Raw genomic sequence first — 20668 nt, 5'->3', positions numbered from 1 at the left:
AGGACTATATTTGTATAACAACCTGATGCATGCGCGCTGTTAAGCATATCCTCCATATATTTCTGCTGGCAGGCTGTCTGTTTGGCTTTAGCTCCTGTGCCCGTAAACTTACTGAAAGCGGCAAAGGCTCCTATTATGCAGATAAATTTGAAGGCCGCCGTACGGCCAGCGGCGAAACCTTTCATCAAAACGCTATGACTGGTGCGCACCGTACCCTTCCCTTCGGCACCAAAGTAAAGGTGATCAACCTGGCCAACGGCCGCTCTGTAAAAGTGCGCATAAACGACCGTGGGCCCTACGCACAGGGCCGTGTCATTGACGTGTCCAAAAAAGCCGCCCGTAAGCTGGGCATTATCAGCACCGGCGTTGCACCTGTGGAGATACAGTATAAGAAGAAAAAATAGTCCATAGCCCATTTACTGCACTACATGCTATGGACTATGGACCATCGACTATGATATAAACTAAGCGTGTATACCCTCTGCAATTTCTTCTACCATTTTCTTACAGAACGCCGGCAGATCATTGGGATTACGGCTGGTAACCAGTCCATTATCCACCACCACTTCTTTATCTACCCATTGAGCGCCTGCATTGGTGAGATCTGTTTTCAAACTGGGATAAGAAGTTATTTGCCTGCCTGCCAGTTCACCCGTTTCTATTAACGTCCATGGACCATGGCAGATAGCGGCGATTGGTTTGCTATCGTCAAAAAATCCGCCTACAAAAGCCACAGCGTCGGCGTTCATACGTAATTGATCAGGGTTCAATACGCCGCCAGGTAATACCAGGGCATCATAGTCTTTAGAATTTGCCTGGTCAATAGTTTTATCCACAGGATATTCTCCGCCCCAGTCTTTTTCATTCCAGGCGCGTACTTTACCATCGTGCAGGGATATTACTTCCACCTGTGCAGATGCTTCCTTGAGGGCTTCCAGGGGTTTGGTGAATTCAGATTCCTCAAACCCGTCTGCTACCAGGATAGCCACTTTTTTGTTGCTGAGTTGCTTTTCCATAACACTTCTTGTTTTATGCTGCTTGTTATAAAATAGGATTTACCTGAGCTGCCCCAGGGATGCTTTTTCGCGGTAATAAAAAAGGTCTTTATTCGCCGGTCCGTTGATCACCTTTCCTTTGTAAGTAAAGCGGCTGCCGTGACAAGGGCAGTCCCAGCTTTTTTCGTCATTGTTCCATTGCACAATACAATGCAGGTGGGTACACATGGCAGATACCACATGCAGGTCATCATCTTCATCACGGTATACACCATACTTGTTATTGCCCAGCTCTACTATTTTTCCTTCTCCCTGTTTAATGGAAGATATTTGTACCACATCCGCATCATAAGGATACTCCTTCATATACCGCAACAGGCCGCCCACAAATTCTTTCAGCCAGGTTTTACCGGAGCGGAAAAATTTCACCCGCTGCGGATCATAGATCTTTTTCCACTTATTCACATTTCCTACGATCAGGTCCGGTATCAGCAATGCTGCTATAGTACCGTGCGTCATGCCATTGCCGGAGTCTCCCGTAACAATGAACACATTATCCTCGTCCCCGGGATTGCGCCCTATATAGGCCAGTGAATCCATGGGTTCCATCACCTGGCCAGACCAGCGGTAGATCACTTCCGTTATACCAAAATGTTCCCTTGCCCAGCATTCCAGCTGACGGTAGCGTTCCTCCTCGGCTATCTGTTGTGAAAAGGCCAGCCCTGTGGCATGGTCTTCTCCGCCGCAGATCAGCAGATCATGTGTTTCATTGTATGCCTGTAAGCGGCAGTAATGATAGGGAGGAATGGAAGAATTGGCGCGCGCATCACCGGTATCCCACCAGAGTGCAAACGGCTTGCTGTCTTTCTTTATCAGGCCGCCTATCACGTAGGTGCGGTAGGCAAATTGCTTAAAGTGCATAGCATACTTGTCGTTCACCGGCGTATTGGTGGCTACCACCACATGCTGCGCATCCACGCGGAAGCCCTGGTCTGTTACAATACCAGTATGATCAATTTCCACTGCTTTAGTGGAAGTGAACAATTTGCCCCCACCGCTGAGGATAGCCTCGCAGAGCCCCTGCAGGTATTTTAAAGGATGAAATTGTCCCTGCCGCGCAAACACCAGACCGGGGCCCTTGGCAGCGGTCAGACCGGGGATATCATCAATCAGGGCTACATCGAGTCCGGCTTCTCTGGCGGCGTGATACTCCTTTACCAGTGACTCCTCCTTATCAGAAGGATGGAGAAAAAGATAGCCGGATAGCCTTTGAAAATCACAGTCAATATTTTCTTCCTGTACCGTCTGCTCGATGAAATCGATCGCGGCCTGGTGACTTTCAGCCGCATAGCGGGCGCCTTCTTTTCCAAAGATGCGTTCCAGTTCATAATAACGGTCGTCCAGTGCGCTGGCCAGGTGTGCAGTGGTACGGCCGGACTCTCCGCTGCCAATATTGCCGTCTTCCACGAGCACCACTTGCTTACCCAGCTTGGTAAGCCGGTAGGCAATGCTTACGCCTGCCATACCTCCACCAATAACCACCACATCTGTTTTGAGGTGCTCTCTTAAGGGCACATATTGTAAAGCAGGTAAGCCATCCATCCAATAACTGTTGTGTACGCCGGATGTAAGACTGCTTTGAATTCCTTTTTGTTCGTTCTGCTGCGCTTGCTCCATAATCACTCCGTTTAAGGTCATCTTATCAACAACAAAAACGGTTCCCTTTAATTGTATCCGTAAAGGCCCGCCAATAGCGGCAGTATTGGGAAAGAAAAAGGCTGACTAAAGGTTGTGCATTTTTTTACTCAATCCGTGGTAAAGTAGTATCCGTTAATGCATGCATAAACGCGATGACATCCTGCTGTTCATTTTGTGTGAGGCCGAGAGAATCCGCTGGCAATGTCTGCGACTCCAGCTGTATGCCCATCCCCGCGCCACCGCCGTTGTTATAAAAGTTCATTACTTCTTCCAGGGTATTGAACACGCCATTGTGCATATAGGGGGCTGTCAACGCTATGTTACGCAGGGTAGGGGTTTTAAATGCGAAACGGTATAGCGCTATTTTATGCACATTATATTTTCCGCTGTCAGTATCCAGTATGGCTTTGTCCTTTATTGCAGGCACACCCAGGATCTCCGCTTCGGCCCTGGTAAAATCCGGCGGCGCTACCCCATTGAACAAAGGCATAAAATGACAGGTGCCGCATTTTGCCTTGCCCATGAAAAGATTGAACCCGCGTTTGGCAGCACGGGTAAGTTGTGTGCTATCTCCGCGCATGAAAGCATCAAATGGACTGTTCAACCGTGTCAGCGAACGGATGTAAGCCGCAATGGCCTCTTGTATACGATAGCTGTTAATTTCCTGTGCTGTTATATGAAACGCATCTTTAAAAAGCTGCTGATAAGCGGATTCCTTTTGCAGCTTGATGGCAGCTCCTTCCAGGTCGCCATGCATTTCAGCTTTGTTATGTACTACCATATTCACCTGGTCTTCCAGGTAGGCCACGCGCATATCATAGAACTGGCCTGGTTGCAGCGCGGCATTCAATATGGTGGGAGTATTGCGTATCACCGGCGCTTCGCCGGGCAGTGATGCAGGCGTTTTTAATCCATCTGTAAATGCACGTTGTGGTTGATGGCAGCTGGCGCAGGAGCGTTGCCCATTATAAGATAATACCGGATCATAGAAAAGACGACGGCCCAGTGCTATTTGTTCACCGGTCAGGGTTTGCGCCTGGTTGGGCGCAAAAAAACCGGATCCAGCGCCCCTTTTGCAAATGCATTGGAAGCAGCCGGATCCAGAAAATGAGGGATGGCGGCGTAGGGAATATCCAGGGCTTCCCTTGCCAGCTTCAGATTAACGGTTAATGGATTCAGGTATTTACTGATAAACTGGAGGCGGTCCAGTGAATTAAAATCAATGCTTATTTTCAACCGCTGTCTGGCTGCTGTTAATAAGTCTTCTGTATATGCTGCCAATACAGGATTAATGAGTTGCACGCGTGCTGCATAAAAATGCCAGATGGTTTCCACCCCATGCAATGCTGCTTCTGCCTCCGGCAAGCTATGCAGGGCTTCCGGAGAATCAAAGCCGCTGAGGCCCAGTGAAGAAATACGCAGCAGTTCCTGCCGCATTGCATCAAACAACTGGGCGTCGGTGAATGATTGCTGATCGGCGCGCGTATGTAAACGGTGCAGGCTGGCTCGCAGGCGCAGGGCCTCTTTTCTTAATTCGGCGGTATCCGCTGCTGCGAGAGACGGAAACAGCAGTGCTTCCACTACCTGGAAACCTTCCGGATCAATGATCACATCCTTTTCATCCGGTTCTGTCTCCTGGAGATTAGGCCCGTTGATGAACCGGTCTGTATAAGGCATGTAATAGGTGATCAGTAGCTCCAGCGGTTTGTAAGCCAGCCTTGCTTTGCGAAAGGCATCCTGCAGCTTGTCTTCAGGTTGATGTGTGGCGATGGCTGCACAAAGATCATCCACCCGGTTTTGCAGTATCCCGGTCTGGTGGGTGAACCAATAATGTGTTTCCCGTGCAGGCGCATTATCGTCCCTCAGGTCAAAGATACTATAGGCCAATATGGCCATCAGTGTAACAGTTGCAGCTATAATGCCTATACGCATATTGTTGTAGGCGGCCCGCCCTTTATCTGGGCAGGCCTTTGATATATACTACTTCACTTGCCTGGTTCTCGCTGGAGCGTTTGGCTCCTCCGTCCACTCCTTTATAGCGATCGCCTCTCCAGGTATGCGGCTGAATGCATAAGGTAAATGCGTCAGGCACCCCGATTACATCAGAAATATCTACCAGCGCGCCATACTCCCAGCTGCCAAACTTGGAGCCGGTACCGCCGTAACGGGTACCGTTAGGCGTATCGCGGAAATGGTTCAGCTCAAACACTGGTTTCAGCTGTTTGCTGGAGATGGTATACTGGTAAACATAAGCATCGTGATCTTCTGTGCCGTAACCGTTAGAATCTTCCTGAACGTACACATAATTTTCTGTTACACAGATATTATCCGGGTTCTGAAAAGCAGCGGCAATCCCTTTATTATCGTCGCCATCCAGTATTACTTCCAGTTTACCTTTCAGGGGATTGTTGGCGTCAAGGCGTAAGCGGTATACACGGCCGTACATGGTACGTGAACCATCTGCATTTACACCACTTTTGTCCTGACCGGTAACAGTGAAATAGACCTCGCGGCCATTATCAGCAGATCCTTTACGATAGTCGACGTCTTCTACGCGGCCAAACTTGATCGCTTTCAGCGCATCAGTGAGATTGGCCACCTGTTGGCCAGTCAGGGTCTTGTCGTATGGGGTAAATTCAACGTCATAGGTAGCGCCTACCGTCATATCTGTTTCACGCTGGTTGCCGTCTGTGCGGCGCAGCATGTACTGGTTACCATTCTGCAGATCGCCCGTGCTGTTGGCGAGATACAGGAATACTTGTCCGCCGGATGCATCTTCAGCATCTTCCCCGATAACGATGGCGGTTTTGCCGGGGTATGTTTTTTTAGGGAGCGGCACCGCATTTTCAGCGCTTCTGTAACCAAGGGCTTTCAGCTCATGACCTACGGAAGGATTACCAGCGGGAGCAAGCGGATCGAGACCGTGCACATTACCTTCCACGTTGCTTTCGCCGCAGGTGAGGTACAGCGGGCCAAAACCATGCTCAGCAGGTGTGGCCATCGTGGCGGAACAAAGGCGCCACTGACCCCCGTCAGAGTTCAACAGGTATTCCCCTTTCACTGGTCTAAAGGTTTTGTCCAGCGTAATACGGGATACGGAATAGTTGTCCTCCTGGTTCACCAGCATCACATAGTTATCTCCCTGTTTTATCAGCCCGGCGCCGTCTGCGGAGCCACCAAATATATATTGGGGGCTTTGCGGCAGCGTGTCGTCACTGCTGATCAGGGTGTAAACACCCAGGTTTTCAAATCCGCTGAGTTTTTTGATGAAGGCCGGCGTAGATGAATGGTCCTTCCATTCTATCTGCTTGTTGGGAGGGTTATGGGAGCTTCCATGGTCATCCTTTTTACAGTAGGCCAGCAGCAGGATACCTGCCAGCAGGCTCGTGCCCGGTATAGCTTTGCTAAAGTTAACGATGCGCATATAGTTCAGGTTAAAATTTTTCTGAAATTAATGGTCCAATGTTATGCTTGCGTTACGGGTATTTTAACTTAATTTGAATTTTGAAAAGGTGGACAACAGCCCTTTTTTTAAATGCCATTGTTATTTTAACTAACTATCATGGGCAAACGTATTATACCGATCCCGGGTGTGCTGAACCCTTTTAAGGAAAGGAAACAGCGCATCTTGAACTATAATCCTGCAACGGGCAGCGCTTCCCGGAAAGCTGCGGATGAAGTGAAGATCACCGTATTCGATTATACTACCAGTCATTGTGATGAAGTAGTGGTAGAGAAGATAGAAGACGTATTCAAATACATGGATACGCCGGGTGTCAGCTGGATCAACATAGACGGTATCCGCAAAGAAGAAGTACATGCTATCTGTGTGCGTTACGGCATCCATTACCTGATAGAAGAAGATATTCTGAACGTAGGCCAGCGCGCTAAAATGGATGAAATGGGAGATGAGCTTTTTGGTGTGCTGCCCATGATCTATTTTAATGCACATGCCTGCACCATAGAACAGGAGCAGGTGAGCATTGTACTTGGAAAAAATTTCGTGATCTCTTTCCAGGAAGATCCTAAGAAAGATGTATTTGATCCCATACGGGATAAGCTGCGCATGAGCGGTTCCCGCCTGCGTGTAGCCGGTGCGGATTATTTATGTTATGCGTTGCTGGATGTGATAGTAGACAGCTACTATATTATTCTTGACAAACTGGGCGAGCGTATAGAGCTGATGGAAGACGTGGTGCAGCATCAGCCTAACACCCGCGCCCTGGCCCGCATCAATCTGCTGCGCCGCGAGCTGCTGTTGTTTCGCAGGGCCATTATGCCTGTGCGCGAATTAGTGAACGGCTTCCTCAAAACAGAAAGCCCTCTGATCGATGAGCGCACATTCAAATATTACAAGGATGTATACGATCACATTGTACACGCTAACGACCTCACAGATAACTACCGTGATATGGTGCTGAACCTGCAGGAACATTATCACACGCAGCTCAACCTTAAAATGAACGAGGTAATGAAAGTGCTGGCAGTGGTAACTACGCTGATGGCGCCACTCACCGTGATTGCAGGTATTTACGGAATGAACTTCGATAATATGCCGGAGCTGCACTCGCGCAACGGCTACTTTTTCACCATAGGAGTTATGGTGGTTATCCTGATCGTAATGATCATTGCATTCAAAAAAAGGGGATGGTTCTAAGGCATCTCTGCTTGCCAGTTCTCCAGCTGTTTACTTACCGTATCGTATCTCCAGATAACAGGCAGCAACCTGTTCTGCTCATCATAAGTACCGCCCGCTATTAAAACAGTATGATCATCTATCCACACCGCTTGCTTTACAACGGTAGAAGGGCCTGCAAATAAAATGCGTTCGCGCATTTTCGTTTGTACGTTTACGATAGCCACTTCCGTATCCGGTTCTCCCGCTTCCAGCACTACTTTGCCGTTCCTTCCCTGGTGCAGGAAACTACCATAGCTTACCATATCTACTACCTGGCTGCTGTCAGGACTATATACAAAAAATGGTTTGAATTGCTCAAAGCGATCTTCTTCCATAGGGATGCTGTCAGCAGCAGCAATGGTATCTACGGTGGTACGTTCCAGGTTGTTTGTCCCCAACTGGCCTGCAGTGCTGCTGTCTATCCAACCTTTCCATTGTATCAGGCGTTGCTCCGTCCATGTGGCCAATGTATCTTTTGCAGTAGGAGTGTGGGGAGTTTCCCTGACGCTGTCTTCCCGCAGCTGTTGTGTATCTTTTGATCTGCTGCTGTAACAACCATTACATCCCTGCAACATCCAGGCAACAAACAACATTGCCGTTATATAAAATGCATGGTTACGTTGATGCTGCACGCGCTTTATTTTTTCTTATAGATGGGCACTGTAGAGCAGGGCTCTCCGTACATAATGCTTTTTACCAGCGGCAGCAGCAGGCGGGTTATCTCCGCATAGGCAGCCTCTCCGGCGCCTTTGTCGCCACAGCCTTTTACAACAACACGTTTATCCGCATATTCACTGAGATCAATATTCCGCAGCCTTTGCAGGAATACGGCCCTGTTCACAGATTCCGCATCGCCAAATGCCGCATAGTGCGCTACCGGTTGCAGGTAGGTCATCACAAGCATATAGGCCCACATCGGCACTACTGCATCTGCCGTACAGGTAAGGGCAACATTTTTACCCCGGTACTGTTCCCAGTCATGCGCCTGCAGGGCGGCACGAAAATCCTTTTCCTTCAGGATCATTTCCATGAACAGGTAGTTCTTTATATCGAATACTACAGTTTCCTCTTTAGGATAATAATCCTCCAGGTCTAATGAGATCAATCCGCTCTGCGCTACTTTATTAACAATTTCGTCCATGTCTGTACTTATTTTTCCTTTGCAAATTTACTAAATATTAGGCTTCGGGCCGGAGCACAAAAAAGCCCTGTCCGGGTACCGGACAGGGCCTCTATATGCAGTCAGTTATTTGTTTAGAAGAATTTGGCGCGGTTGTCCTGGATCTTGCTCTGCTTTTTCAGCACCTCGAACAGCTGCTGACCCAGCATACCTTTCATGCTTTGCTCATAGGCAAGGCGTATGTTGTTCAGGTCTTGTACAGGCTGACCACTAGGCTGATAGCTATCCACCTTGATCACGTAAACACCGGCGTTACCTTCTATAGGTGCAGATACTTTGGCAGTGCCCCAGCTTTTGTTAAAGGAAGCGCCTACCACTTTAGGCTCGAAACCGAGAGAGGGTACAAAGGGGGTACCGAAGCTGATACCTTCCGCTTTCTGCACGGGTTGGTTAGAAGCTTTACCGGCTGCGTCCAGTGATGAAGGGTTCTGCAGTTTAGCGATCAGCTGATCTGCTTTCTTATGCTTCTTTACTTCAGCTTCTACCTGCGGCCTTACTTCTTCCAGCGGTGTAGTGCCTTCTGCGCGGATACCTGTCAGTACAGCCACTACGTATTTATCTTCAAAGGTGAATACCTGGCTGGCATCTCCTTTCTTGGCTTCGTATGCCCAGCGAACCAGTTCACGGGCCTGTCCAATACCGGGGATCACGTGATCCATCGGGCGGAGGTTGTCAGCAATACGTTTATTGTATCCTTTGGTCTGAACATTCTTATCGAAAGATTTCTGATCGCGGTTCTGGCTGGCGAATTCGTTGGCAGCAGCATAAGCTTTGCTGTCTGTTTCCTTGCTGGCCTCAACGGGTTTGCTCAGGTAAGCCACTTTCAGGGCAGGGCCCAGGTTCTTCTGGTCCATTATTTCTATCAGGTGATAGCCGAACTGGGTTTTTACCACTTTCATCTGACCTTTGGATCCTTCGAATGCGAAGTCTTTGAACTCTTTCACAAAAGAAGTAGCCGGGGTAACCTCGTATTCACCTCCGTTATTTTTGCTACCCGGGTCGTCAGAATACTGCGCCACCATGGCTTTAAAGTCGGCGCCGCCTCTTATCGCTCTTTCGATGCTGTCGATACGGTTTTTGGCGATAGAATCGGGCAGGCCGGTTTGTGTACCTATTAATATATGACGCACTTTCACGGTGTCGTACATATTCTTACGGTCTACCATTTTGGCCAGCACCAGGTAGTTGTTGTCAACATAGGGACCATAGATGCTGCCCACCGGCAGATTGGTAATGCTGTCTTTATTGGGCACCATCACAGCGCTCTTTGCTACATACCCGTCATAATATTTTATTTCGGAGTTGCGGTTGATGAAACCTTCAATATCATGGGTGGTATCCATTTCTGTTTTCAGCTCAGCCAGCTGTTGCAGGGCGGCTGCAGTATCTGCCTTGGAAGGCAGCGCGTCAAAGGATACGTATTCCACTTTACGGGCTTCTTCTGTTTTGAACAGGGATTTGTGATCCTGTATATATTTATTCAGCTCGTTATCGCTCACCTGGATGGTAGAATCCGGGATAGTGGCGTAAGGCACGTTCACATAAGACACAGTAGCGTTCTGGCTGTTATCCGTCTGCTGTTGTGCGGCCATCCATTTAGGATAATAAACGGCCTGGGTGATGAGCGCACCATATTTCTGTGTTTTCTGGTATTTTCCAACGGCAGCTTCCAGCTTCCGGAGACCTTCACGGGTCTGGCCGCTAGGATCCTGGTTAACGTTGCGCAGGATCTGCATCATGGTTTCGCGGTTGAATTCACCAGTCTGAGGATTGGTAAAATTCTGCACCACCACGGGGTTAGGATTTTTTCCATTGAATTGGTCTACTATCTCAGCTTCAGTAACATCGATGCCCAGTTTGCTGTACTCTTCCTCCATGATCTTATCATTGAGAAACTCGTTCCAAACCTGCTCGCGGATGCTCTGACGGGTTTGCTCGTCAACGCTGCCGCCCTGGCGGTAATTGCTTTCTTGTTCCTGGATGAGCCGCTGGTATTCTGCAACATCCAGCTCTTCACCATTTACTTTACCTACAGTAGTGGAACGACGGAATAGGGAATTCCTGCCAAAAAAGGCATCCTGCAACAGGAAACTAACTATGGCCACGCAGATCACAACTACGATCACTACAGCATATTTGTCCCTGATCTTCTGAATAACTGACATATATTATATACTATAAAATTTTAGGGAAAGCAAAAATAGAATAAAATAGTTGTAACTGCAAAAGAGTATTTTTTGGGTCTAAATTCAATACAGTAAAGGATTTCAGGGCTTTTTCCCTCCTGTTTTGATCATTCCTCATTCACAGGTTATCCACACTTCCTGTTGTTTTTAAGTACCATGTGGATACCCGGTAAGCATTTGTAAACAAGCCACCAGCATAGATCTTGTAGTTGCGGAAGCGCCCGGTTTACCGCAGCGGTTATCCACAATTTGAAGGACGGATATCCCTTATTCACATAAAAATGTGTATAAAGCTGACAATAAAAAGGTTGCGGCAGATTTTTCCCGCTTGCAGTTTTGGGTGAGTATTTATCCACAGCTATTGTGAAAAACCACGGCAGAAGACGGTGATTATGTGGGAAAACCGACCCCTGCACACAGGGAAAACTAATTTTGTTAATCTGAAGGAAATGTTCCCGGGGGTGAAAAGGGGATAAGCGGGAAAATTATGAGGCTGCTGTTAACACTTTCTTAATATAGCACGCGCCCGGAAGATGTTCACCAAAAACGATATCCACGGGTGTGGATGAAGTAGGTTAAATCCAGTCTGGTAGCGGAAAAGGCCTGTTAATTTCCTGTGGATAGCTAAGTAAAAAAGAATAACAACTACCTTTGTATTTAACCGGAAAATTTGATTTCCACATATTCACCCCCCTAATAGTAGTGGGTTTTTCTTTTTTAAATAAATAATTAAAGTATATAGTTATGATTAGGGAGCTAGCCGAAGCGAAAAAAAATTTGCAGCGCAACGGATTTTTGGATGTGCCCGTTAACGTGAACCTGGATCTGTTTGCCGAAATAGAAAGGCTGAAGAAAGAAAAGAATGCCATCGTACTCGCGCATTATTACCAGGAGCCCGATATCCAGGATGTGGCTGATTACATCGGCGACAGCCTGGGGCTGAGCCAGCAGGCCGCCAAGACCGATGCAGACATCATCGTGTTTGCCGGGGTGCACTTTATGGCTGAGACCGCCAAAATATTGAGCCCGCAGAAAAAAGTGCTGCTGCCAGACCTGAAGGCCGGTTGTTCGCTGGCAGATAGTGCCCCTCCGGAGCTGTTCAGGAAGTTTAAGGAAAAGTACCCCAATCACCTGGTGATTTCCTACATAAATTGTTCTGCAGGGATCAAAGCGCTCAGCGATATCATCTGTACGTCTTCTAATGCCGAAAAAATCATCGAAAGCGTCCCGGCTGACCAACCCATCATTTTTGCACCCGACCGGAATTTAGGCAGCTATTTGAGCCGTAAAACGGGTCGCGATATGATCCTCTGGAATGGCGCCTGTATGGTACACCAAATTTTCTCCCTGGAGAAGATCACCCGTTTGAAGGTGCGGCACCCCAAAGCCAAGGTGATTGCTCACCCGGAATGTGAAGCTGCAGTACTGGAGATCGCAGATTACATAGGATCCACCACCGGTTTGCTGAAGTTTACCCAAAAGGATGATGCACAGGAATATATCGTGGTGACCGAGACAGGTATCCTGCACCAGATGGAAAAAGCGAATCCCAATAAGACTTTCATCCCGGCGCCGCCCAATAATGCCTGTGCCTGCAATGATTGCCCGCATATGAAGCTGAATACGCTGGAGAAACTATACCTGTGCATGGAGTATGAAGAACCCGAAATCACCATGGATGAGCAATTGAGGATAGCTGCAAAGAAGCCTATAGACCGAATGTTGGCAATCAGCGCACAATATGGCTTATAAATAATTAATATCCAGTTAATTACACTTATTACTTAATGTAATATTATTTCCTGAAAATAAGCGCCCTGAGAATGTGCTATCCTGGTACATCCTCGGGGCATCTTCTTTATACGCGATTCTCAACGCTATGGTAGTGGCCTGAGAATCGCGTATTTCTTTGGTTCACCGGACTATGTACCGTATAGCCCGCTCTGAAGCCCTTCCTAAATCTTTCGTCAAAATTATCCTGTATTGCTTGCCAGAGCACGCGAAACTTTTTATTTACCCATATCCATCAAATATCAATTCCAATATTATTTCCTATATATTCCCTTCCTTTAAGAGAACGGAATAATTATGGATAATATAGGGAGTAACAAGGGCTTATATAGGGAATATCTCCTATTAGACGTAGGACTAGACTGCATTTCAGCCAGGAAAAGTGCCGAAAGTCAGGCTGGTATTATGTGGATGGAAAACAGAAGAACAATTAGGAATACCGGGATCGATTCCACGAAGCTATTGGAAAAATGTGAGGAAAATGGGCAAACAAATCTTCCGTCCGCTTCGGGACAGGCGTACAGGAAAGAAAAATTGGGGATAAAGTAATTAAGTGGTTCAGCTGATCTCTTCTACCCAGATAAAATCAGCTTCTGTTTTGCGGAGCGATAAATTGTAGCCGGCTACCATGATTGAAATGGGGTCTCCCAGGGGAGCGATCTTTTCTACTTTTACCGTTTCACCAGGCACACAACCCATTTCCATTAATTTGATATGAAGGTCATCTTTTTCAAATGCTGTAATTATTGCACTTCTGCCAATTGCCAGGGAAGATAACTTTATCTGACGTTTACTCATTTCAAAACCACTTTGTTAGAACATTCAAGTATTTCACGATAGACAAAGGTACCTCCCGAAAGCCAATCGGCAAAAAGAGGGGCGGGCGAATCAGAAATTTCACTATACTTTTACATCTGTTTTTCATAGGGATCAGAAATTTAATATGGCGATTCAATTTACCGCGCACGAAGTAAAGGTACAGATCAGGAACAAGACAAAACTGAAGGCGTTTCTCAAATCCCTCTTCCAAAAGGAAGGGCAGGGGCTCCTGGGCCTGCAGTATGTTTTTTGCAGTGACGCTTATCTGCTGGAGATGAACCAGCAATTTTTGCAGCACGACACCTATACCGATATCATCACTTTTGAGTTAAGTGAAGATCCCGATGAAACGGAAGGAGAGATTTATATCAGTATAGACCGGGTAAGAGAGAATGCACAAAAATTCGGTGTGAGTGAAGAACAGGAATTACACCGGGTGATCTTCCACGGAGCATTGCACTTATGCGGCTATAAGGATAAGTCTAAAAAAGAAGCAGCATTGATGCGGCAGAAAGAAGATGAATGCCTGGCGCAATATTTCACTCATCCCGCTTAGATCAATTTTTTATATACCTCTAAAGTGCCTCGCATACATTGTTCCATAGAGAACTTAGACAATTGCTGAATGCCCCGGTTTCTGAGTTGAGTAGCTTTATCGCTGCTATTGATTACAGATTCAATTACTTGCGTCATCTCTTCCTGCTGGTAAGGATCAAAGTAAGCTGCGGCGTCGCCCCCTACTTCTTTAAAGCAGCTGGTATTACTGCTGATTACCGGGCAGTTGTTTTTAAATGCTTCCAGGATGGGAAATCCGAAACCTTCATAAAGGGAAGGGAATACAAATGCGATTGCTTTTTGATAAAGCGTATTTAGTTGTGCTTCTGTGGCGGCAATTTGTTTTGTTCTCTCCTGGATACCTGCTCTGAGCAGTAGCTCGCGCTCGGCGGATCCCCAGTCTCCTCCACCGGTACAGACCAGGTTAATATTATAGCGGTCCATTATTGGTTGCACCGCGCGGATAAACCTGCTGAAGTTTTTGTAGCCGGTGCCACGGTCTCCTACATAGAGAATATAATCCTGGAAAGGTGGAGCAAAGGTCGCATCTTCCCCGGAGTGGTTTTCCATGTATCCGTGGTAGACTACCGTGATCTTATGATCAGGTATATTGAAGATCTGCTGAAGATCATTTTTGGTAGACTGCGAGATGGCAATGATATGATCTGCTTTTGTAATGGTTGCTCTTTTGAACGGAACAAAATGATCGTGAGGGGAGAAGTACTCCGGGAACAGCTCGTGGATCATATCATGCACCGTCAGGACAAAGGGCTTTTTCAGCTTTGTCAGAAAGTAAGGGTGATAATAAGTAGGATGAAGAAGGTCGAAATCATTCTTCTTGATCATGTGGCGGGAGTACTTCTTATTCCAGCGCTCCAGCTTATGTTGTTTCTTCAGGAAGGTCTCCCCCCAGAATGGGGGTAGGGGCAGTTTCAGATCCTGGATGTAATGATTTCTGCTATACAAAACCAACAACTTGCAATCGGGATGCCCATGGCTGTTCAGGTAGCTGTGAATATTAGCGAAGTATCTTGAAATCCCGCCGAAACGCTGCATCGAAAATATCTGGTGATCGAAATATACTTTCATTATTATTGGTTAGTATAGGACTGCAAATTTAGAAGTGTCAGGTTTAGTATTCTATAAAGTTTTTCCTCTTGTATTTATAGCGTTTGATGATATACCGGATCATGTTCTTGTATCCAAGGTATTTGCCTATCAGGCGGATCCTGTCTTTTTTGAATGCAAGGTCTTCCACTTTTCCTGACATGCCGCCGGCAGCATAGCGTGCAATCAGCAGGGGATGGAATTCAAAACGGAAGTTTTTATCTGCCCAGATCTGCATGTTGAGTACATAGTCTGCCCGCACTACGTACTTTTCCTCATAGCGATATTTTTCAAAGATCTCTCTTGGATAGAACATGGCCTGGTGAGAGAAGTTCTCTTTTGCCAGTTTGTAGCCGTTATAACCTTGTCCCATTACCATGTTCTTCCACAGGGTGCATCCGTGGTAGATACAATTTTTGTCGATCATGTTCTCTTCGATCATCTGACTGAAGCCTGGGTATAATTCGTCATCAGCTCCCAGGAATAAGAACCAGTCGCCCCGGGCGAACGCCACGGCATTATTCATCGCATGATACACTCCTTTATCTGGCTCGCTTCTCCAATAGGCAATCTTATCATTATACTTTTTAAGAATCTCAACGGTGTTATCGGTGCTGGCTCCGTCTAAGATAATATGCTCCACGTTCGGATAGGATTGTGCGAGTACGCTTTGAATGGCTTTTTCTATACAGTCTGCTGCATTCCTGGTAACTGTTATTACAGAAATGAGCGGACCATCGGGTGTAGGAGATTGTTGGAATAGTTTACGGTTTCCACCTTCTATCATAGTACAAAATTTCTAGCTGGTCTTTTTGAGCCCGCCAAGTTACAAAGAATAATAATGTATAGCATGGTGTTATTATGGTTGGTAGAATTGAGTTGGCTTTGCTTTCTACCACTGATAACTATAATCTCAATCCCACCTGAATTTACGGTTTGACATAGAAGGATTGATGGGTTGAGCAGCCGGCAGGATCCCGGGATGCTTTCCGGGGATAGCAGTTTTGCTTCTGATTTGCTTCTTTTAAACCATTCTTTAGTATCCTCCATGCCGTGTAAAGATCTTCACTCTTCCATGCTGGTAACTTGTGCCCATACATAAACGAAGGAGAGGGGAAGAATGTTACCGGAGGAAAGTATATATGAATGTTACGGTATTGTTTCCTTTAAGCACACTATTATCGGTAACGGATCTATGGTGCTGGATAGTAGTCCTGGTTTAGGATGGTTGCTTCATTAGCTCCATTGTATGGTTTTTTACAATCTGTGTTTGTTAATAGTTCAATCTTTTAATAGAACTTTTAACAGTGGAACATAAACGCAAATGTTCCACGTGGAACATCCACATTTTCACAAGAAGATGTTTAAGCAAAGAGCAGTTTAAAGAACCAGGTTGGGAGAGGAAGTATTTTGGAACTAGGAATGCGGCACTTGAAAGCAATATGGTTTGATACTATTTCGATGGGGTATAGGCTAAGTTTATTGAGGATATTAGAAGGCTTTCAGAAAGGAGGCTGTGGTCGCCGCGGTACTTTCCAACGTGTTGAAGAGGATAGGTCCTCGATATAATGTTTTTCCAGGATCGCTGTCGGCCGGTTTTGCCAATAATTTATGTGTAAAGGAGGCTTGATACAATGGCGGGGAAGATATAAGATCGTGAGAAATGACTTAGAAACTCCTACTGCAGGAGGGGTGCTGTTGCTTCAGTTTGGGTATAGGAGTATGCTTTAAGCGGCTGATAGGTAAAGGGACATTCCTCCAAAGAGGTAGGTAACAGATGCAATCAAGTGACTGGATACCTTGGGTAGTACCCACAAGGGCGGGTGCCTTAGGAAGCAAGGGCATTACTTAGGCGTTATGGGTAGGTCTACCCGGGAGTGAGAAGCCATAGTTTCAAGGGAAGTGTTCATTTTCTCAGGTTCCTGGGCGTCCTGGGTGGGAGAAAATGGATTGATGCTAGGTAATACGAATACACCGTGAAGCTGGAGCTTAATTGTGCGCTGCCCATTGGTTTGTTATATAAGTACCTGTTTGTAAGGGGAGCTCGTGAATTCCTTTAGCTTCGTGGTTTAATTATCCTTCGGTGGGGCAGCTGGGCGTGTGAAAGGAGATCTTTCTCGTACAGTATTAAGTCACCCCGTAGATTTATATGCTGGGATAATTATCACTTGGCATAGTGTTTAAAGACGGGATGCTATAGGGATGCCTGGTGGTTCAGAGGGACCTTCCCTTTAAGAATGTAAATCTCTTACCTGTATTATAGGCTAGTCCACCCCATTGTGGTGTCCCGTTTTTTAACTTACTGGTGGGTCAGATGATGGAGGATGCAGGCTATTTAGGGGAAGTGGGCAAGGGGATTGTCCGGGCAGAACGACATTCTAGGTAAAACTATCCTCCTTAGCTATTAGTAAGAGTAAGGTTTTGTGGGGTTTGGTCTGGGATATGGCGGTAAAAGGAGATGAAGAATGGACGGGATTACAGGCCTCGATGTAGATCAACACCAGACTTGCGGTATTCATTTAAGAGGCGGAGGGAGGGCCGGGTTATTTTCTGAAGGATGTTTCACTATTGATGGCCTTTTACTAGACAGGATAAAAAGAAGAATATTTTTGTCTTAGGATTCAAGGAGCTGGTAACCAAACCCAGGCAGTCCATCATTGTTTGTGACTGTCAAGCGTTGAGTTCTTGTATTTGGGAATTAAGTGATACCAGAAGAGTTGCTCTGGAGTACTCGGAACCTGGAAGCGACGGGCAGGGCGAGGTTATTTCAACAAGGATGTTTGGGCTATTGATGGCCTTTTACTAGATAGGATAACAGAAGAATATTTTAGTCTTAGAATGGGAGAAGCTTGTAGCCGGAGCTAGATAGTCCATCATTGTTGTTCTATAAAGTGTTGAACTTTTATGCTCCTACCGTGTACTTGGGGATTGAATGATACCATAAGGGTTAGTCTTGGGTACTCGGAACCTGGAATCGGATTCCTCGCATGTATTCTTTTTTGGTCCTTCGTTCTATGCTCTTATAGGATAATCATTGGTCAGAGAGCTTACTCTTTAGGTTTGGTTGAACTTGAAACCCGTTCCAAAATTATTCCCTTATTGCACGGTAAAGGTCTTTAGCTGTAGGAGGGTACGTGTTTGAGAGCCTAAGGGTATAGTGCAAAGTGAGTTAATTCTCAGATATGGATGGAGCGAGGCTGCCCTTTTGTAGATATCCTTGGAAACGGCAGGGCTGGAGAAAGGGGGACTCTTAGATTAGAAGTTCTATTAACAATCTAGCTGATGCCCCTTAACCTACAGCCAGGCGCAAAGTTTCTGCGCGCTGACGAGTTTGGAGCAAAGTTAAATCCAGGGAGCATTTCTAAAGGGAGCCGCCAGGGAGTTATTTGAGAGAGTGGGGTCTTCTCTAAAGGGGAGTGACTTGGCCGCATACGGAAGAGGATGGTATACCTATTAAGATTTAGAAGTTCGTTCTTTCGCTATAATGGTAATGAGGTAGTCCGGCATTGGAGGCGGATGAGGGATTGATGTGAGGGCTCTTTACCAGACGGAGCAATAAATATTGCAGATCCAGATGGAAGGTGACGGAAACGCAATCAACTAATAGATACTTATCTTTACCATCCTTCGTCTTCCTAATGTTCCACGTGGAACATACAATAAATACCGTCAGTATCCCCGCTTATATGTAATTTTGCATCTTCTTAGATCATAAATAAATATGTTTCCTTCTTACGATGTAATTGTGGTAGGTGCCGGGCACGCAGGTTGCGAAGCTGCAGCTGCGGCTTCCAATATGGGATCCAGGGTACTGCTGGTTACCATGAATATGCAGACCATTGCCCAAATGAGTTGTAACCCTGCCATGGGCGGTATTGCAAAAGGACAGATAGTCCGTGAAATAGATGCACTCGGTGGGTACTCCGGTATTGTTACGGATCAGTCTATGATCCAGTTCAGAATGTTGAACCGTTCCAAGGGACCCGCTATGTGGAGCCCGCGTGCTCAAAATGACCGCATGTTGTTTGCCGCAAAATGGAGGGAAGCATTAGAGCAAACCGCGAATGTAGATTTCTACCAGGACATGGTGAAGGGCCTCCTTGTGAAAGATGGGAAATGTTACGGGGTGATTACCGGACTGGGGCATGAGATCAAAGCTAAATCTGTAGTACTGACCAATGGTACTTTCCTTAACGGTGTTATGCATATCGGGGATAAACAGTTTGGCGGAGGTAGGGTGGCAGAAAAAGCGGCCACTGGTATTACCGAACAATTGGTTTCCCTGGGTTTTGAAAGCGATCGACTGAAAACAGGTACGCCTCCCCGGATTGATGGCCGCAGCCTCGACTATTCAAAAATGGAAGAACAAAAGGGAGACGAAGAGATCATTGGGTTCTCCTATATGGATGTAGAAAAAATTACTCCGCAACAACAACGCAGCTGTTGGATCACATATACCAGTGCAGAAGTGCATGACGCACTGAAGACGGGGTTTGATAGATCCCCGATGTTCCAGGGAAGGATCCAGGGGGTAGGTCCCAGGTATTGTCCGAGTATTGAAGATAAGATCAACCGTTTTGCTGAAAGAGAAAGACACCAGCTATTTGTTGAGCCCGAAGGATGGAGTACCGTGGAAATATATGTGAACGGTTTCTCAACTTCTCTTCCGGAAGATGTACAATATAAAGCTTTGCAAATGGTACCCGGTTTTGAGAACTGCAGAATGTTCCGCCCGGGCTATGCCATCGAGTATGATTATTTTCCACCTACCCAATTGCAGTTTTCGCTGGAAACAAAACAGATGGAAAACCTGTTTTTTGCGGGTCAAATAAATGGTACTACCGGTTACGAAGAGGCTGCCTGCCAGGGATTGATCGCGGGTATGAATGCTCACCTGAAAGCACATAAACAGGAGCCCTTTGTGTTGAAAAGGAGTGAAGCATATATCGGAGTACTGATAGACGACCTGATTAACAAAGGAACCGAAGAACCTTACAGGATGTTTACTTCCAGGGCAGAGTTCAGAACTCTGCTTCGCCAGGATAACGCTGATCTTCGCCTGACTGAAAGAAGCTATCGCCTGGGTCTCGCCTCACAGGAGAGAATGGAAAAAGTACAAACCAAAAGAGAGGGTGTGGAAAAAGTGAAAGCTATCCTGAAAGAAATGCCGCTCGATCCGGAAGATATTAATCACCTGTTGATAGAAAAAAATTCGGCGCCACTTACCCAACGTCAAAAAGCGATGCAAATATTGTTGCGCCCGGCGATGGACATTTTTTCAATGAAGGAGAAAGTAAGCAAAGTTCAACAGGCGCTGAATAATTTTTCAAGAGAAGTACTGGAGCAGGCAGAAATCCAGATCAAGTATGAAGTATATATAGAAAAGGAAAATGAGCTGGTCAAAAAAATGAGTCAGCTGGAAGACCTGGTTATTCCAGACAGTTTTGATTATAGCAAACTGGTTTCCCTGAGCTCGGAAGCACGTCAGAAATTTAACAAGATCCGGCCACGTACCTTAGGACAAGCCAGCCGGATCAGCGGAGTCAACCCAAGCGATGTACAGATCCTCATGGTGTATATGGGTAGATAGTAAATTTAGTTTCGCAATAGAAAAAAGGGAAGGTTTACGTCAAACCTTCCCTTTTTCATTCAAAAATTC

16 protein-coding genes are annotated in these 20668 nt (G+C 46.4%); 5 read left to right on the top strand and 11 right to left on the bottom strand.

The genetic code is table 11. The annotated features are described in order from the left end of the window. The first annotated feature begins 29 nt into the window (after positions 1–29). Positions 30–404 carry a septal ring lytic transglycosylase RlpA family protein gene (locus ACR9Y8_RS17660; RefSeq protein WP_481214566.1) on the top strand — a complete coding sequence of 125 codons (375 nt, stop codon included), beginning with the start codon at positions 30–32 and terminating at the stop codon, positions 402–404. 60 nt (positions 405–464) lie between these two features. On the opposite strand, the gene ACR9Y8_RS17655 is transcribed toward ACR9Y8_RS17660, so the two are convergent. From ACR9Y8_RS17655 to ACR9Y8_RS17635, 5 genes are all read right to left on the bottom strand, one after another. After that, positions 465–1016, bottom strand: coding sequence for a type 1 glutamine amidotransferase domain-containing protein (locus ACR9Y8_RS17655; RefSeq protein ID WP_481214565.1), 552 nt, complete (start codon positions 1014–1016; stop codon positions 465–467). 39 nt (positions 1017–1055) lie between these two features. Beyond that, the gene (locus ACR9Y8_RS17650; RefSeq protein WP_481214564.1) at positions 1056–2672 is read right to left on the bottom strand and encodes an FAD-dependent oxidoreductase; all 1617 of its coding nucleotides are present in this window, start codon (positions 2670–2672) and stop codon (positions 1056–1058) included. A 124-nt stretch (positions 2673–2796) separates the two neighbouring features. Beyond that, on the bottom strand, positions 2797–3699 hold the full coding sequence (locus ACR9Y8_RS17645; protein WP_481216234.1) for a cytochrome-c peroxidase: 903 nt from the start codon (positions 3697–3699) through the stop codon (positions 2797–2799). Between the two features lie 17 nt (positions 3700–3716). Next, positions 3717–4625, bottom strand: coding sequence for a hypothetical protein (locus ACR9Y8_RS17640; RefSeq protein WP_481214563.1), 909 nt, complete (start codon positions 4623–4625; stop codon positions 3717–3719). A gap of 22 nt (positions 4626–4647) precedes the next feature. Next, the gene (locus tag ACR9Y8_RS17635) at positions 4648–6117 is read right to left on the bottom strand and encodes a PhoX family protein (protein WP_481214562.1); all 1470 of its coding nucleotides are present in this window, start codon (positions 6115–6117) and stop codon (positions 4648–4650) included. Between the two features lie 138 nt (positions 6118–6255). Here ACR9Y8_RS17635 and corA point away from each other — a divergent pair, with 138 nt between their 5' ends. Beyond that, on the top strand, positions 6256–7350 hold the full coding sequence (gene corA, locus ACR9Y8_RS17630) for a magnesium/cobalt transporter CorA (RefSeq protein ID WP_481214561.1): 1095 nt from the start codon (positions 6256–6258) through the stop codon (positions 7348–7350). On the opposite strand, the gene ACR9Y8_RS17625 is transcribed toward corA, so the two are convergent. From ACR9Y8_RS17625 to ACR9Y8_RS17615, 3 genes are all read right to left on the bottom strand, one after another. Then, positions 7347–8003 carry a hypothetical protein gene (locus ACR9Y8_RS17625; protein WP_481214560.1) on the bottom strand — a complete coding sequence of 219 codons (657 nt, stop codon included), beginning with the start codon at positions 8001–8003 and terminating at the stop codon, positions 7347–7349. The two genes, corA and ACR9Y8_RS17625, sit on opposite strands and share 4 nt — an antisense overlap. Positions 8004–8008: 5 nt before the next feature. After that, positions 8009–8512, bottom strand: a complete 504-nt coding sequence (locus ACR9Y8_RS17620) for a DUF2480 family protein (protein ID WP_481214559.1) — start codon at positions 8510–8512, stop codon at positions 8009–8011. A 113-nt stretch (positions 8513–8625) separates the two neighbouring features. Then, entirely contained in the window at positions 8626–10716 is a 2091-nt protein-coding gene (locus ACR9Y8_RS17615; RefSeq protein ID WP_481214558.1) for a peptidylprolyl isomerase, read from the bottom strand. 765 nt (positions 10717–11481) lie between these two features. On the opposite strand from ACR9Y8_RS17615, the gene nadA reads away from it, so the two are divergent. Further along, the gene (gene nadA / locus ACR9Y8_RS17610) at positions 11482–12489 is read left to right on the top strand and encodes a quinolinate synthase NadA (RefSeq protein WP_481214557.1); all 1008 of its coding nucleotides are present in this window, start codon (positions 11482–11484) and stop codon (positions 12487–12489) included. A gap of 597 nt (positions 12490–13086) precedes the next feature. Here the strand turns inward: nadA and ACR9Y8_RS17605 are convergent. Further along, positions 13087–13326, bottom strand: a complete 240-nt coding sequence (locus tag ACR9Y8_RS17605) for a FeoA family protein (RefSeq protein ID WP_481214556.1) — start codon at positions 13324–13326, stop codon at positions 13087–13089. A gap of 145 nt (positions 13327–13471) precedes the next feature. Between ACR9Y8_RS17605 and ybeY the strand changes: the two genes are divergently transcribed. Then, the gene (gene ybeY / locus ACR9Y8_RS17600) at positions 13472–13903 is read left to right on the top strand and encodes an rRNA maturation RNase YbeY (protein ID WP_481214555.1); all 432 of its coding nucleotides are present in this window, start codon (positions 13472–13474) and stop codon (positions 13901–13903) included. Here ybeY and ACR9Y8_RS17595 read toward each other — a convergent pair. Then, positions 13900–14991 (bottom strand): glycosyltransferase family 4 protein, encoded by a 1092-nt coding sequence (locus tag ACR9Y8_RS17595; RefSeq protein WP_481214554.1) that lies wholly within the window; start codon positions 14989–14991, stop codon positions 13900–13902. The two genes, ybeY and ACR9Y8_RS17595, sit on opposite strands and share 4 nt — an antisense overlap. A gap of 43 nt (positions 14992–15034) precedes the next feature. Further along, positions 15035–15796 carry a glycosyltransferase family 2 protein gene (locus ACR9Y8_RS17590; protein ID WP_481214553.1) on the bottom strand — a complete coding sequence of 254 codons (762 nt, stop codon included), beginning with the start codon at positions 15794–15796 and terminating at the stop codon, positions 15035–15037. 2934 nt (positions 15797–18730) lie between these two features. Between ACR9Y8_RS17590 and mnmG the strand changes: the two genes are divergently transcribed. Next, the gene (gene mnmG / locus ACR9Y8_RS17585; protein WP_481214552.1) at positions 18731–20599 is read left to right on the top strand and encodes a tRNA uridine-5-carboxymethylaminomethyl(34) synthesis enzyme MnmG; all 1869 of its coding nucleotides are present in this window, start codon (positions 18731–18733) and stop codon (positions 20597–20599) included. The last annotated feature ends 69 nt before the right edge of the window (positions 20600–20668 follow it).

The sequence above is a fragment of the Chitinophaga sp. SVR4-12A genome (assembly GCF_056754765.1).
The sequence above is the reverse complement of the archived record's forward strand: the minus strand, read 5'-3'. Positions and strand labels throughout refer to the sequence as shown.

Excerpts from the sequence above, each read along its gene's own strand:
- ACR9Y8_RS17660 (WP_481214566.1), top strand. The coding sequence starts at position 30 with ATGCGCGCTGTTAAGCATATCCTCCATATATTTCTGCTGGCAGGCTGT.
- ACR9Y8_RS17655 (WP_481214565.1), bottom strand. The coding sequence starts at position 1,016 with ATGGAAAAGCAACTCAGCAACAAAAAAGTGGCTATCCTGGTAGCAGAC.
- ACR9Y8_RS17650 (WP_481214564.1), bottom strand. The coding sequence starts at position 2,672 with ATGGAGCAAGCGCAGCAGAACGAACAAAAAGGAATTCAAAGCAGTCTT.
- ACR9Y8_RS17640 (WP_481214563.1), bottom strand. The coding sequence starts at position 4,625 with ATGCGTATAGGCATTATAGCTGCAACTGTTACACTGATGGCCATATTG.
- ACR9Y8_RS17635 (WP_481214562.1), bottom strand. The coding sequence starts at position 6,117 with ATGCGCATCGTTAACTTTAGCAAAGCTATACCGGGCACGAGCCTGCTG.
- corA (WP_481214561.1), top strand. The coding sequence starts at position 6,256 with ATGGGCAAACGTATTATACCGATCCCGGGTGTGCTGAACCCTTTTAAG.
- ACR9Y8_RS17620 (WP_481214559.1), bottom strand. The coding sequence starts at position 8,512 with ATGGACGAAATTGTTAATAAAGTAGCGCAGAGCGGATTGATCTCATTA.
- ACR9Y8_RS17615 (WP_481214558.1), bottom strand. The coding sequence starts at position 10,716 with ATGTCAGTTATTCAGAAGATCAGGGACAAATATGCTGTAGTGATCGTA.
- nadA (WP_481214557.1), top strand. The coding sequence starts at position 11,482 with ATGATTAGGGAGCTAGCCGAAGCGAAAAAAAATTTGCAGCGCAACGGA.
- ACR9Y8_RS17605 (WP_481214556.1), bottom strand. The coding sequence starts at position 13,326 with ATGAGTAAACGTCAGATAAAGTTATCTTCCCTGGCAATTGGCAGAAGT.
- ybeY (WP_481214555.1), top strand. The coding sequence starts at position 13,472 with ATGGCGATTCAATTTACCGCGCACGAAGTAAAGGTACAGATCAGGAAC.
- ACR9Y8_RS17595 (WP_481214554.1), bottom strand. The coding sequence starts at position 14,991 with ATGAAAGTATATTTCGATCACCAGATATTTTCGATGCAGCGTTTCGGC.
- ACR9Y8_RS17590 (WP_481214553.1), bottom strand. The coding sequence starts at position 15,796 with ATGATAGAAGGTGGAAACCGTAAACTATTCCAACAATCTCCTACACCC.
- mnmG (WP_481214552.1), top strand. The coding sequence starts at position 18,731 with ATGTTTCCTTCTTACGATGTAATTGTGGTAGGTGCCGGGCACGCAGGT.